The organism is Hyphomicrobium sp. CS1BSMeth3, assembly GCF_900117415.1.
Taxonomy (GTDB): domain Bacteria; phylum Pseudomonadota; class Alphaproteobacteria; order Rhizobiales; family Hyphomicrobiaceae.
Window position 1 is genome coordinate 660,712 of the sequence record NZ_FPEI01000004.1, and the last position, 13,211, is coordinate 673,922.

General features: G+C 66.0%; 11 protein-coding genes, 1 tRNA gene and 2 pseudogenes. 13 read left to right on the forward strand and 1 reads right to left on the reverse strand.

Annotated features, from left to right (window positions below):
• Positions 1–53: 53 nt before the first annotated feature.
• From uvrC to CS1BSM3_RS07385, 12 genes and pseudogenes are all read left to right on the forward strand, one after another.
• On the forward strand, positions 54–2,060 hold the full coding sequence (gene uvrC / locus CS1BSM3_RS07335; protein WP_072386345.1) for an excinuclease ABC subunit UvrC: 2,007 nt from the start codon (positions 54–56) through the stop codon (positions 2,058–2,060).
• A gap of 8 nt (positions 2,061–2,068) precedes the next feature.
• Positions 2,069–2,929 carry an ABC transporter substrate-binding protein gene (locus tag CS1BSM3_RS07340; RefSeq protein WP_072386346.1) on the forward strand — a complete coding sequence of 287 codons (861 nt, stop codon included), beginning with the start codon at positions 2,069–2,071 and terminating at the stop codon, positions 2,927–2,929.
• A complete protein-coding gene (locus CS1BSM3_RS07345) occupies positions 2,926–3,900 on the forward strand; it encodes a FecCD family ABC transporter permease (protein WP_072386347.1) in 975 nt (324 codons plus the stop codon). Before CS1BSM3_RS07340 ends, CS1BSM3_RS07345 begins: the two co-directional genes overlap by 4 nt.
• Complete coding sequence (locus CS1BSM3_RS07350) at positions 3,897–4,649, forward strand: ABC transporter ATP-binding protein (RefSeq protein ID WP_072386348.1); 753 nt, start codon at positions 3,897–3,899, stop codon at positions 4,647–4,649. The genes CS1BSM3_RS07345 and CS1BSM3_RS07350 overlap by 4 nt, the downstream gene beginning before the upstream one ends.
• A 31-nt stretch (positions 4,650–4,680) precedes the next feature.
• Entirely contained in the window at positions 4,681–5,796 is a 1,116-nt protein-coding gene (locus CS1BSM3_RS07355; protein WP_244540446.1) for a patatin-like phospholipase family protein, read from the forward strand.
• Between the two features lie 153 nt (positions 5,797–5,949).
• On the forward strand, positions 5,950–7,137 hold the full coding sequence (locus CS1BSM3_RS07360; RefSeq protein ID WP_072386350.1) for an ABC transporter substrate-binding protein: 1,188 nt from the start codon (positions 5,950–5,952) through the stop codon (positions 7,135–7,137).
• A 206-nt stretch (positions 7,138–7,343) separates the two neighbouring features.
• Positions 7,344–8,480, forward strand: a pseudogene (locus tag CS1BSM3_RS07365) (Mrp/NBP35 family ATP-binding protein); the annotation flags it as partial.
• Positions 8,481–8,534: 54 nt separating this feature from the next.
• Positions 8,535–8,849, forward strand: a pseudogene (locus tag CS1BSM3_RS28535) (DUF971 domain-containing protein); the annotation flags it as partial.
• 271 nt (positions 8,850–9,120) lie between these two features.
• Positions 9,121–9,828, forward strand: coding sequence for a DUF2750 domain-containing protein (locus tag CS1BSM3_RS07370; protein WP_072386352.1), 708 nt, complete (start codon positions 9,121–9,123; stop codon positions 9,826–9,828).
• A 392-nt stretch (positions 9,829–10,220) separates the two neighbouring features.
• The gene (locus CS1BSM3_RS07375; RefSeq protein WP_072386353.1) at positions 10,221–11,753 is read left to right on the forward strand and encodes an acyl-CoA carboxylase subunit beta; all 1,533 of its coding nucleotides are present in this window, start codon (positions 10,221–10,223) and stop codon (positions 11,751–11,753) included.
• Positions 11,754–11,780: 27 nt separating this feature from the next.
• Positions 11,781–12,305: a hypothetical protein gene (locus CS1BSM3_RS07380; protein WP_072386354.1), complete on the forward strand. Its 525-nt coding sequence runs from the start codon at positions 11,781–11,783 to the stop codon at positions 12,303–12,305.
• Positions 12,306–12,328: 23 nt separating this feature from the next.
• Positions 12,329–12,727 (forward strand): DUF4260 domain-containing protein, encoded by a 399-nt coding sequence (locus CS1BSM3_RS07385; protein ID WP_072386355.1) that lies wholly within the window; start codon positions 12,329–12,331, stop codon positions 12,725–12,727.
• Between the two features lie 9 nt (positions 12,728–12,736).
• On the opposite strand, the gene CS1BSM3_RS07390 is transcribed toward CS1BSM3_RS07385, so the two are convergent.
• On the reverse strand, positions 12,737–12,970 hold the full coding sequence (locus tag CS1BSM3_RS07390; protein ID WP_072386356.1) for a hypothetical protein: 234 nt from the start codon (positions 12,968–12,970) through the stop codon (positions 12,737–12,739).
• 146 nt (positions 12,971–13,116) lie between these two features.
• Here CS1BSM3_RS07390 and CS1BSM3_RS07395 point away from each other — a divergent pair.
• Positions 13,117–13,190: transfer RNA gene (locus CS1BSM3_RS07395), tRNA-Gly, on the forward strand.
• The last annotated feature ends 21 nt before the right edge of the window (positions 13,191–13,211 follow it).

Below are 13,211 nucleotides of genomic sequence, written 5' to 3' on the forward strand. Positions count from 1 at the left end.
CGTGTTTAGGGCGCGACTTGACCAGGGCGCAGGACCGGCCCAATTGTCCCGCCATGAGCGCGCCGACCGACATCCAGCAGAATGGCCAGCATGGGGGACCGCCCGCGGACGCGCCACCCGCCCCGCGCGGCCCCGATGTGATCAACGCCTATTTGAAGACGCTGCCTGCGGCGCCCGGCGTCTATCGCATGATCGATGCCCAGGGCGATGTGATCTACGTCGGCAAGGCGCGGAGCCTCAAGGCACGCGTCTCGAACTACACGCGCCTCGGCGGCCACACGAACCGCATTGCGCGCATGATCGCCGCGACCGCGAGCATGGAGTTCGTCACGACGCGCACGGAGAGCGAGGCGCTGCTGCTCGAGGCGAACCTCATCAAGCGCTTCCGTCCGCGCTTCAATGTCCTCCTGCGCGACGACAAGTCATTTCCCTACATCCTGATCTCGCGCGACCATGGCGCCCCGCAGATCATGAAGCACCGCGGCGCGCGCAAACGCAAAGGCGACTACTTCGGCCCCTTCGCCTCGGCCGGCGCCGTCAACCGCGCCATCAACACGCTGCAGCGCGCCTTCCTTCTGCGCTCGTGCTCGGACTCCGTCTACGAGAGCCGCACGCGCCCCTGCCTGCTCTATCAGATCAAGCGCTGCTCGGCGCCGTGCACCGGCGAGATCAGCCTTGAGGACTACAACAAGCTCGTCGATGAAGCCTGCCTCTTCCTGCGCGGCGACAGCCAGCACGTGCGCGAGGAGCTGCGGGCGCGCATGACGGCCGCCTCCGATGCGCTGGAGTTCGAGCACGCAGCCGCGATCCGCAATCGCCTCTCGGCACTGAGCCACGTCACGGCCGACCAGACGATCAATCCAGAAGGCATCGAGGAAGCGGACGTCTTCGGCGCCTATCAGGACGGCGGGCAGACCTGCGTCCAGGTTTTCTTCTTCCGCACGGGCCAGAACTGGGGCAACCGCGCCTACTTCCCGCGCGCCGACCGCTCCATCGAGCTCGCCGAAGTGCTCGATTCCTTCATCGCGCAGTTCTATGACGACAAGCCCGTGCCGCGCCTCATCCTGCTCTCGCACGATGTGCCGAGCCGTGAGCTTTTGGCGGAGGCGCTCTCGCTCAAGGCCGAGCGCAAGGTCGAGATCCGCGTGCCTCAGCGCGGCGCCAAGACCGGCGTCGTCGAGCATGCACTCGCCAATGCCAAGGAAGCGCTCGGTCGCCGTCTTGCCGAGGGTGCCTCCCAGCGCCGGCTGCTCGAAGCGCTCGCCGACCGCTTCGGCTTGGAGCAGGTGCCGCGCCGTATCGAGGTGTTCGACAACAGCCACGTGTCCGGCACGAATGCCGTCGGCGGCATGATCGTTGCGGGCCCGGACGGCATAGTCAAAGGCCAGTACCGCAAGTTCAACATCAAGTCTGCTGATCTCACGCCGGGCGACGACTACGCCATGATGCGCGAAGTGCTCACACGGCGCTTCAAGCGCATTGCCGGGTCGACGGCGCCCGCCATCGACGAAAGCCCTGTCGATATCGATACAGTGCCGGAAACGACCGCAGATGTGGTTCCTTCCGACGAAGCGGAGGAAGCAGAGGAGACGGTGTTCCCCGACAAGCCGGACGTCGTGCTCATCGATGGCGGCCTCGGCCAGCTCAATGTCGCGCGTGAGGTGTTCCAGGGCTATGGCATCGACGACGTCGCGCTCATCGGCGTCGCCAAGGGACCGGACCGCGATGCCGGCCGCGAGCACTTCCACATTCCTGGCCGCGATCGCCCCATCATGCTCGAAGCGCGCGATCCCGTGCTCTATTTCGTCCAGCGGCTGCGCGACGAAGCCCACCGCTTTGCCATCGGCGCCCATCGCGCGCGCCGCACGAAGGCCATCAGCGCCAATCCGCTCGATGAGATCGAGGGCATTGGCCCAACGCGCAAGCGCGCGCTGCTCCATCACTTCGGCTCGGCCAAGGCCGTGAGCCGCGCGAGTGTCGCCGATCTCACGGCCGTCAGCGGCATCTCGCAGGAGACGGCCCAGCGCATTTATGATCATTTCCACGAGCGGGACCGGTAGGCGCACACATGATCCTTCGATGCGCTCTCGCCGCCTTGGCGCTTGCCCTCATGCCGGCGAGCCTGTCCGCGCAGGGCACCAAACCTCAGCGCATTGTCTCGCTGAACCTCTGCACGGACATCCTGCTGTTCGATCTGGTGGCACCGGAGCGCATCGCGGCGCTGAGCCCTTCCGCGAACGATCCGCGCGCCTCGCCCATTGCCGAGCGCGTGCAGCCCATCCGACGCATCCGCGGCGAGGCCGAGGAGGTTCTGTCCCTCTCACCGGATCTTGTTCTCGCGGCGGAGTTCACGGCGCCCGCGACCATTTCCATGCTCGAACGCCTGAAGCTGCGCGTCGTCAAGATCCCAATGGCGCAGGATATCGCAGGCGTTCGCACATCTTTGCTCCGGGTCGCCGAGGCGACGGGCGACACCGAGAAAGCGCGTGCCGCCATCGCCGCCTTCGATGCGCGCCTTGCGCGCGCCCGCGCGGCCAGCGCGCCCGAGGAAGGGCGCCCCTCGGCGGTCATCTATCAGATCAACGGCATTGTCTCCGGCACAGGACTGCTCGAGGACGAGGCGCTCAGCCATGCAGGCTTCCGCAATCTTGCCCCCGACCTTCATGCTGACCGCGGCGGTCGCGTGAGCATCGAGGCCATTGTCGCGCACCCGCCCGACCTTCTCCTCTTTGCCGGGCCGAGCGACGAGTACCGCACGGTCGTCGCCGATGCGCTGGTCCATCCGGCGCTCAGGGCCGTCATGCACGACCGCGCGACGGCGGTTCTTCCCTGGCGGGACTGGATCTGCGGCACCCCGTACATTGCCGACACCATCGATGTGCTCGCCGATCTGCGACGGCGTCTCGCGGTGCGGAGACCGCCGGCATGAGCCCTCACGCGCAGCCGTACGTCACGCCGTGTCTCGCTGTGCTGGTGCTGTTGCTCGCACTCGCCTCGCTTGCGGTCGGCCCTGCAGGGCTGAGTTTTTCGAGCGCCGATCAGGCCTGGCTCATTCTCACCGAGATCCGCCTGCCGCGCACGTTGCTCGGCCTCCTCATCGGCGCCGCGCTCGGTCTTTCAGGTGCGGCCTTGCAGGGCTACCTGCGCAATCCGCTCGCCGAGCCCGGTATCATCGGCATTTCGGGTGGTGCAGCCCTCGGCGCGGTGCTCGCGATCCATACCGGCCTCGCCGCGAGCCTCGTCTTCGGGCTGCCCCTTGGTGGCCTCGTCGGTGCGGCGGGCGCCATGGCTGTCGTGCTTTGGCTCGCAGGTGAGCGCGGCGGCCCCATCACGCTGATCCTCTCCGGCGTCGCCGTCGCGAGTCTCACGACCGCACTGATCGCCCTCGTGCTCACGCTCTCGCAGAATCCCTTTGCTGCGGTCGAGATCGTCTACTGGCTCATGGGCTCGCTCAGCGATCGCAGCATGACCCACGTCTGGCTCGCCGCACCACCAATTCTTGCCGGCCTCGCCGTGCTTGCGCGCCTCGGCCGGGATCTCGATGCATTGACGCTCGGCGAGGAAGTTGCTGCGAACCTCGGTACGTCGCTTGCACGTCTGCGCCTGCTCGTCGTCGCCGGCACGGCGCTCGCAGTTGGTGCGGCCACGGCCGTCTCCGGCACGATCGGCTTTGTCGGCCTCATCGTGCCGCACATTCTGCGTCCACTGGTCGGGCATGTGCCGTCGCGTTTGCTGCCCGCAAGTGCGCTCGGCGGGGCCGCCCTCGTGCTCGCGGCCGACCTTGCGCTGCGCATTGTCTCGCCCGCTGGCGGCATTCGCCTCGGCGTGCTCACGGCGCTGATCGGCACGCCCTTCTTCGTCTGGCTGGTTGTGTCGACGCGGCGGGAGCTGGCGCCATGACGGTCGCGCTCAAAAAGGTGCGTCTCGCGCTCGGCGATCGTGTCGTGCTCCACGATGTCGACATCGCGGTTCCGACCGGGCAGGTCACCGCCGTCGTCGGGCCCAATGGCGCCGGCAAATCGACGCTGCTACGCGCTTGTGCCGGATTGCTCGCACCTGAGCGCGGCCAGATCGCATTCGCCGGCCGCCCGCTCGAAACGCTCGCGCGCGCCGAGCTCGCCCGCGCCGTTGCCTACCTGCCGCAGGAGCGCGCCGTGCACTGGCCGCTTTCCGCGAGGGCCGTGGTCGCCCTCGGCCGCCTGCCGCATGACGACGCCGATCCCGAGGTGATCGCGCAGGCCCTCGGCGCCATGGATATCGAGCGTCTTGCCGATCGGCCGGTCTCGCAACTCTCCGGCGGCGAACGCGCCCGCGTGCTCGTTGCCCGCGCGCTGGCTCAGGAGGCGCCGCTGCTCGTCGCCGATGAGCCGACGGCCGGCCTCGATCCGGCACACGCCCTTGCCCTGTTCACGCTCTTTCAGCGGCTCGCGACGGAAGGCCGCACCATCGTCGTTGCCCTGCACGATTTGAGCCTCGCTGCCCGCTTCGCACATCACGTTGTTCTGCTCGCAGATCAGCGCATTGCCGCGCACGGCCCGCCGGCTGATGTTCTGACGCCCCGCAACCTGGAACCGGCGTTCGGCGTCACGATGCTATGCACAAACGTGAACGGCCTGCCGATTGTCGCCCCCGTCTCCACTCTGCCATGATGCAATGCAACAAGGCGGCGCGGAGGGGTACGTGCTCGGAATTGGCGGCAAGCGGCAACGCGCGATCAATCTCGCGCTCCAGGGCGGTGGCGTGCACGGCGCGTTCACCTGGGGCGTGCTCGATCGCCTGCTCGAGGATGACGAGCCGCTTCGCTTTTCCTGGATCAGTGCGACCAGTGCCGGCGCGGTGAATGCCGCGGCACTCGCGAGCGGCCTCGCCAGTGGCGGCCGCGAGCAAGCCCGGCAGACGCTCCGCAGGGTGTGGGAAGCCGTGCAGGAGGCGGGAGTTCCCGACCTCATGCGGCTCAACCCATTCCTTCGCGGCATCAGCCGTCCTGTCGCCGCACTCCTTTCGCCCTATGATTTCAATCCGCTCGGCTTTGATCCTCTCCGCCGCATTCTCAACGGGCACATCGATTTCGAGCGCATCCGCGCTTATGCCGATCTCGAGCTGCTCATTGCTGCGACCGATGTCGCGACCGGCGCCAAACGCCTCTTCCGCCGCGCGGAGCTGAGCGTCGAGGCCGTGCTTGCCTCCGCCTGCCTGCCGACCATCCACCATGCTGTCGAGATCGAGGGCCGTGCCTACTGGGATGGCGGTTTCTCGGCCAATCCCGACCTCGTCACGCTCGCCGCCGAGAGCCCGATCGGCGACACACTCCTTGTTCTGCTCAGCGCGATGGATGAGCCGGGCGTGCCACGTTCGGCGCGCGAGATCGCCGGCACGGTCAGCCGCATTACCTTCAACCAGCCTCTGCGCCGCGACATCGAGCTGATCGAGGCGGCACGGGCAGCCGCCGACATGGGTTGGTGGCGGCGCACGGATACGCCGGCGCGGCGCCTTGCGCGCCACCGGTTCCACCTCGTCGAGGCCGGCCACCACACGGCGATCCTGCCCGCCGACAGCAAGATCCAACCTGACCGGACGACCATCTCGCGCCTCTTCCTCGCCGGCCACACGGAAGCCGGCAAGTGGTTGGATCGGCACGCCTCGGCCGTTGGCCGGCACGCGACCGTCGATCTCGCCCAGCATCTCGGCAAGGTCTCGATCCCGATCGCGCGAACGCGCGAAGCCTACGTTCCCGAGAACGACGATCCTTCCCAGACCGAAGACCCGCCGCGTTCGGCACCGGCCTCCAGCGCCTGAGCAGAGCCGATCCCTCCGACGATTGAAGCATTCCAAGCAGGCCGCGGGACGCTATAAAGTCCTCCAAGCCGCCGCCGGGTTTCCGCCCGACCTGCGGCCAATAATTTGCGCGCGCCGCATGGGCGCTCGGTCCAACTGGAGGGAACGTAGCCGATGTCGTTTGAGAAAATTCGTCCGACCCGCCGCGGCCTCATGAAGGGCGCGCTCGCCACCGTCACCGCATCGACCGTGCCAACCGGCTGGGCTATCGCGCAGGCGCGCCCGCTCAAAGTGGGATTGATGCTCCCCTACTCGGGCACGTTCGCCAAGCTCGGCGAAAACATTACCTTCGCCGTCGAGATGCTGATCGCGGAGAAGGGCGGCAAGCTCGGCGGGCGCGAGGTCCAGATCATCAAGCTCGATGATGAATCGAAGCCCGAGAACGCGCCGCAGAATACGGACCGCCTCGTGAAGCGCGATCAGGTCGATGTGCTGATCGGCACCGTGCACTCGGGCGTGCAGATGGGCATCCACAAGGTCGTGCGCGAGACCGGTACGCTGACGATCGTGCCCAATGCCGGCGCCAATGCCGTGACGCGCGCGCTTTGCGCCAAGAACGTGTTCCGCACATCCTTCACGAACTGGCAGCCCGCCTACGGCATGGGTCTGGCGCTCGGCGCCAAGGGCGTGAAGAAGGCGGCATGGATCACCTGGGACTACGCCGCCGGCAATGAAGCCGGCGAGGGTTTCAAGGAGGGTCTTGCCAAACATGGCGGCGAGGTCGTGCGCACGCTCACGCTCAAGTTCCCGGACACGAACTTCCAACCCCTGCTCGCGCAGATCCCCGGCCTCGGCGTCGAGGCAGTGGGCGTGTTCTTCGCTGGCGGCGGTGCGGTGCAGTTCGTGAAGGAGTACAAGTCGGCCGGCATTCAGGTGCCGCTCTGTGGCTCGGGCTTCCTCACGGAAGGCGTGCTCGGCGCTCAGGGTGCCGCCGCCGAGGGCATCGAGACCGCCCTCCACTATGGCGACAACCTCGACAATGCGAGGGACAAGGTCTTCCGCAAGGCCTTCCAGGACCGCACGCAGCGCGAGGCGGATGTCTATGCCGTGCAGGGCTATGACGCAGCCCAACTCCTCGCGGTCGGCATCGAAGCGGTCAAAGGCAACATCGAGGACGAGGCCAATCTCTACAAGGCCATGCGCAGCGCCAAGATCGAGAGCCCGCGCGGACCGATCTCGATGTCGGCCTCGCAGGAGATCGTCCACAATATCTATCTGCGGCGCGCCGAAGGCGGGCTGAACAAGGTGGTCGGCATTGCCGCGCCGGCTCTCGCCGATCCGGGCACGGGCTGCAAGCTCTGAGGACGTCTTTTCCCCTCTTCCCGTAAGCACGGGGAGAGGGGAAATCCCGCCGCCTGACTTCTGATCACCAAGTCTTCCGGCGATCGGATGACACTTCTGCTCTGTTCTGTCATATAGCCCTCGAGAACAGGTGCCTTATGATCGGCGCCCGCCTGCGCCCGCGCGCCTCCGCAGCGGCGCGGCCTCGATCCCCGAGAGGAACTCAGATGGCGGTTTCCAAATCCCAGATTCTCGAGCAGTTGAAGCGCATCAAGGGGCCCGATCTCGAGGGCAACATCGTCGACCTCGGCCTCGTCTCCGAGATCCTGCTCCGCGACGACAAGGTCTATTTCTCCATCACCGTCCCGCCGGACAAGGCGGCCGCGCTCGAGCCGCTCCGGCAGGCCGCGGAAAAGGTCGTGAAGGACATTCCCGGCGTGCAGGGCGTGACCGCGGTGCTGACCGCAGAAGCGGCGCGCGGCGGCAATGCTGGCGCGGCCCCGCCTCGTGCGGACAGTTCGCGCGTCCAGCAGGTGCGCGCACAGCAGAGCGCTGCCCGCGAAGCCGCAGCGCGCCCGCAGCCTGCGCCTGGCGGCCGCCCCTCGGCCGGCGTGCCCGGCATCAAGCACATGATCGCCGTGGCCTCGGGCAAGGGCGGCGTCGGCAAGTCGACAACGGCGGTCAATCTCGCGCTCGGCTTCCAGGCGATCGGGCTCAAGGCCGGCATTCTCGACGCCGACATCTACGGTCCCTCGCAGCCGCGCCTGCTCGGCCTCTCTGGGCGCCCGCAAGTCATCGAGGGCTCGAACCGCCTCAAGCCCATGGAAGGCTTCGGCCTCAAGGCCATGTCCATGGGCTTCATGGTGGACGAAGGCACGCCGATCATCTGGCGCGGGCCCATGGTCGTCTCGGCGCTCACGCAGATGCTGCGCGAGGTCGAGTGGGGTGAGCTCGACGTGCTCGTCATCGACATGCCGCCCGGCACCGGCGACGTGCAGCTCACTATGGCGCAGCAGGTGCCGCTCTCCGGCGCCATCATCGTCTCGACGCCGCAGGATCTGGCGCTCATCGACGCCCGCAAGGGCCTCGCCATGTTCCGCAAGACCGACATTCCCGTGCTCGGCATCATCGAGAACATGAGCTACTTCCTCTGCCCGAGCTGCGGCGAGCGCTCCGACATCTTCGGACATGGTGGCGCGGCGGAAGAGGCGCGCAAGCTCGGCATTCCCTTCCTCGGTGAAGTGCCGCTGCACATGTCGATCCGCGCGCGCTCGGACGAAGGCCGCCCGATCGTCGCCGCCGAGCCCGAGAGCCAGCATGCACAGATCTTCCGCGACCTCGCGGCCAAGGCTTGGGACGAGCTTTCCGGCGCCGCCGGCCAGCGCGTGCCGCCGCCATCCCTAAAGGTGAAGCCCGGCGCCGACGCACTCGATGTCTCATTCCAGGATGGCGGGCGCTACGAGCTTTCAGCCGAGATGCTGCGCGTCATGAGCCCGTCCGCCGAGGTGCAGGGCCATTCGCCGGAGCAACGCGTCACGGTCGGCAAAAAGCGCAACGTGAAGATCCGCGACCTCGTGCCCGTCGGCAACTATGCGGTGAAGATCGTGTTCGACGACGGCCACGACACCGGCCTCTACACGTGGTCCTACCTCGCGCTGCTCGGGCGCGAGAAAGATAAACGTTGGGCCCAGTATCTTAAGGAACTGGAAGCCAAGGGCCTCAGTCGAGGTTAGTTCGCATACGGTCGGCGTAACCTCAATTTTACGCCTCTGCGATGTACTGCCCCTGCCCAGCCGGCGCGCGCTAGTGTGGTGATTCCGAAGTCCGCCACCCCTTCGCGGCAGGTGTCGGAAGCGGACTTCGAAATCTGAACCACACTAGAATCATAGACTTGCTAGTGTCCTTTCGATCGTGAAGTTCGCTCGAAAGCCCGCCGCAAATGGTGGCAAACTTCGCGATCGGGACACTAGCCGCGACCGGACCAAAGAGCGTGGGAGGGGAGCAATGCTGCTGCGGCAAGTCGATCCGCGCCATGCCGCCGTACTGGCCGATTTCGTGCGCAAGGTCGTTGCGTCCCGCACGGTATGGGCTGTGGCCGGCGCCGAGGGTCTCGCACGTCTGCCCTCGCCGACGCGGCGCGCCCGCGAAGCCACGATCTTCTGGGCCGAGCAGGAGGACGCCGAGCGCGCTGCCGAGAAGGTCGCGACCGAGCCGCGCGTCAAGCCGATCCCGCTCGCTGATTTCATGCACGAGGTCCTGCCCAAGCTGCGCGAGCTCGAACGCGCCGTCGGCACGAACTGGCTTGCTGCACCCTGCGAGCCCGAGATCGAGCCCACGGAGCTCCTCGAGCGGCTCCGCCAGGAAATTCTCGCGAGCTTCGTGCGCCAGGCTGTCGGTCAGGGCGGGCTCTATATCCTCGAGGATGACCAGGGCCCGACCTTCGCTGCGTCGACCGAAGTCCCGAATACGCTCATCCTGCCTGTGTGGACCCAGCGTGAGGAAGCCGAGATCGTCCAGCGCGGCTTCTGGCAGGACATGGACGTCTCGCACATCCCGGTCGCGACCTTCATCGAGCGCACGCTCGTCTGGCTCGACGAGATCGGGCGCTCGGTGGCCCCGAGCTACACGCCGCGCGTCGCGAACATCGAGCTGGCGCCTGGCGATATCGCGGAGCGCCTCAAGAAGCTGCAGCGCCTCCAGGCGCATGTTTGATCTTGTCGCCGCGGGCTGCCGGGAAGAGGTGCTTCGCATTCCGTCGTGGTGCTATGCCCGCGGCCGCCATAGCGACAGCGATCGAATGTGGCCATGCCTTCCGTATGTCTGAGAAGGACTGCAGTGCTCGCGGCAAGCGCGGCAGGTCCCTTCTCCCCGTCCTTCACGGGGAGAAGGTTAGGATGAGGGGCAGGAGCTTGTGCGACGTCGGAGTTTGCCGCTGCCCCTCACCCCGACCCTCTCCCCATTGAAGCCAATGGGGAGAGGGGGGAAAGTGGATGCGCAAGTGCCCCGCCGCCAAAACCATCCCAACCTTCCGTTTTGCCCCCTTCCGCCCCCCGTGCTAGACACGCCTGGAACTCACGTTGCAGTGCACTAGGGGCAAGAAATCCATGAGGAATGTTCTCGAGGAGCTCGAGCGGCGGCGCGACATCGCCAGGCTCGGTGGCGGCGAAGCCCGCATCGCAGCCCAGCACAAGCGCGGCAAGCTCACGGCCCGCGAGCGCATCGAGCTTCTCATGGACGAGGGCTCGTTCGAGGAATTCGACATGTACGTCGAGCACCGCTCGACGGACTTCGGCATGGAGAAGACCAAGTTCCCGGGCGACGGCGTCGTCACCGGCTGGGGCACGATCAACGGTCGCGTCGTCTACGTCTTCGCCAAGGACTTCACGGTCTTCGGCGGCTCGCTCAGCGAGGCGCACGCGAAGAAGATCACCAAGATCCAGGACATGGCGCTGCAGAACCGCGCGCCCATCATCGGCCTCTTCGATGCGGGCGGCGCGCGCATCCAGGAAGGCGTCGCGGCGCTCGGCGGCTATGGCGAGGTCTTCCTGCGCAATGTGCTGGCTTCCGGCGTCATCCCGCAGATCTCGGTCATCATGGGACCGTGCGCAGGCGGTGACGTCTACTCGCCGGCCATGACCGACTTCATCTTCATGGTGAAGGACACGAGCTATATGTTCGTGACCGGCCCCGATGTCGTGAAGACCGTGACCAACGAGACGGTCACCGCGGAAGAGCTCGGCGGCGCCAAGGTGCACACGACCAAGTCCTCGATTGCCGACCGCGCCTACGAGAACGACGTCGAGACGCTGCTGCAGATGCGCCGGCTCATGGACTTCCTGCCGTCCAACAACAAGTCGGGCGTGCCGCTCCTCCCGACCAAGGACGTGCCCGACCGCATCGAGATGAGCCTCGATACGCTCATTCCCGCGAATCCCAACCAGCCCTACGACATCAAGGAGCTGATCCTCAAGGTCGTGGACGAAGGCGACTTCTTCGAGATCCAGGATCAGTTCGCGAAGAACATCGTGACGGGCTTTGCGCGCATGGAAGGCCGCACGGTCGGCATCGTCGCCAACCAGCCCATGGTGCTCGCCGGCGTGCTCGACAGCGATGCCTCGCGCAAGGCCGCGCGCTTCGTGCGCTTCTGCGACTGTTTCGAGATCCCGATCATCACCTTCGTCGATGTGCCAGGCTTCCTGCCGGGCACGGCGCAGGAGTACGGCGGCCTCATCAAGCACGGCGCCAAGTTGCTGTTCGCCTACTCGGAAGCCACCGTGCCGAAAATCACCGTCATCACGCGCAAGGCTTATGGCGGCGCCTATGACGTCATGAGCTCGAAGCACATTCGCGGCGACGTGAACTACGCATGGCCCTCGGCCGAGATCGCGGTCATGGGCGCCAAAGGCGCGGCCGAGATCCTCTATCGCGCCGAGCTCGGCGATCCCGAGAAGATCAAGGCGCGCATCGACGAGTACCAGGCCCGCTTCGCGAACCCGTTCGTCGCCGCCGAGCGCGGCTACATCGACGAAGTGATCATGCCACACGGCACGCGTCGCCGGATCTGCCGCGCGCTCAACATGCTGCGCAACAAGCAAGCCCAGAACCCCTGGAAGAAGCACGACAACATACCGCTTTGACCTAGACCAGCCTGCAAGGAGACGCCGATGGTCGATCAGCCGGTCTTTGTGACCAAGGTCGACACAGAGAAGCTTGCTGAAGCCCTTTCGTCCAACGACGATGTGGGGGTTGTGCTTCGGGCACATCTGCAAATCGAGCGCGCAATGGTGCGCGTGCTTGAACAGAAATTCCCTCACTACGCAGAATTAGAGCATCAATACTATTCTCAGCACATGAAGTCGTTGCGGGCGTTGGGCGCAACAGGACCGATTTTCGACCTCGCACATGAGATAAACAAAATCAGAAACGACATGGCTCATCTAAGGAAGCGCGAACGGACCCGAATTCTTGAGGACGACGTCAAGCGACTTCGCAATCATAGCCTAGGAGCTTTTGGTCGCGATGTGCTCGAATACACATGCACTCTAAATAGTGATGGACCGAAACCCCTGCGCGAGTTCAATTTGAGACAGCAATTTTTGGTCATCGCCATCATGGTCGCGAGCGCGATAGATACTATACCGCAGCGTGAGAACCACGTAGTCGAGCCCAGACCCGGTTCGTCCGCTTAAGCCAAAACCACGCAGAGATCCCGGTGTCAACCGCTCCAGAAAGGCCTCATGCAGTCCCAGCCCCGACGGGCGCGGTTCGGCGCACGCTGCAGCTCGAAGGTGCAGCCCTCGCCGCCGCCGCGCTCGTCACCTACACGCACCTCGGGGAATCCTGGTGGCTGTTCGCGCTGCTGCTGCTGGCCCCAGACCTGAGCTTTGCCGCGTATCTGGCGGGACCGCGCGTCGGCGCCGTCGTCTACAATCTCGTGCACAGCACGATCGGGCCCATTCTGCTCGGCACATTCGCCTATCTTGCGGGCGCCATTCCGGCCGTTGCCGTCGCTCTGATCTGGCTCTTCCACATCGGCACCGACCGGATGCTCGGCTACGGCCTCAAATACGGCACGGGCTTCAAGGACACCCACCTCGGCCGCATCGGCTGAAGGCGGGGCTCAGTCCGCCGGGAAATCCTCGAGCGCGCGCACCGCGCGTATGGCCTCGATGCCATGGAGCTGGACGCCTGTCCCGGTGATCGCGGGCGTCTCGCCCGGCTTGTGGCGCTCGATGGCGAGCCGCACGGCATTGGCGAGCCCGAGGCGACGCTCGGTGTACTCCCCCGGCGCATGTGCGGCCGTCGCGTCGCGGATGTAGGCCACCGGCGCGTTGTAGTCGAACTTGCTGGACATTGCGGCCCCCCGCTCCAACTCCCCCGGGAGAGCATGACACAGTCGCTACATTTTCGTCCACGGGAGAGGACGTCGGAGCGGCCCGCGCACATCTCACCCACTTGCCAATGGCGGGTAACACGCTAAAACGGCGCGACGCTGGAGATGCGGGTGTAGCTCAATGGTAGAGCAACAGCCTTCCAAGCTGATGACGGGGGTTCGATTCCCCTCACCCGCTCCAATGCCCCACCCGAGCCATTTT

What these genes read in the sequence shown, in the direction of transcription:
- CS1BSM3_RS07350 (WP_072386348.1), top strand. Translation starts at nt 3,897, where the DNA reads ATGACGGTCGCGCTCAAAAAGGTGCGTCTCGCGCTCGGCGATCGTGTC.
- CS1BSM3_RS07370 (WP_072386352.1), top strand. Translation starts at nt 9,121, where the DNA reads ATGCTGCTGCGGCAAGTCGATCCGCGCCATGCCGCCGTACTGGCCGAT.
- CS1BSM3_RS07380 (WP_072386354.1), top strand. Translation starts at nt 11,781, where the DNA reads ATGGTCGATCAGCCGGTCTTTGTGACCAAGGTCGACACAGAGAAGCTT.
- CS1BSM3_RS07375 (WP_072386353.1), top strand. Translation starts at nt 10,221, where the DNA reads ATGAGGAATGTTCTCGAGGAGCTCGAGCGGCGGCGCGACATCGCCAGG.
- uvrC (WP_072386345.1), top strand. Translation starts at nt 54, where the DNA reads ATGAGCGCGCCGACCGACATCCAGCAGAATGGCCAGCATGGGGGACCG.
- CS1BSM3_RS07390 (WP_072386356.1), bottom strand. Translation starts at nt 12,970, where the DNA reads ATGTCCAGCAAGTTCGACTACAACGCGCCGGTGGCCTACATCCGCGAC.
- CS1BSM3_RS07345 (WP_072386347.1), top strand. Translation starts at nt 2,926, where the DNA reads ATGAGCCCTCACGCGCAGCCGTACGTCACGCCGTGTCTCGCTGTGCTG.
- CS1BSM3_RS07340 (WP_072386346.1), top strand. Translation starts at nt 2,069, where the DNA reads ATGATCCTTCGATGCGCTCTCGCCGCCTTGGCGCTTGCCCTCATGCCG.
- CS1BSM3_RS07360 (WP_072386350.1), top strand. Translation starts at nt 5,950, where the DNA reads ATGTCGTTTGAGAAAATTCGTCCGACCCGCCGCGGCCTCATGAAGGGC.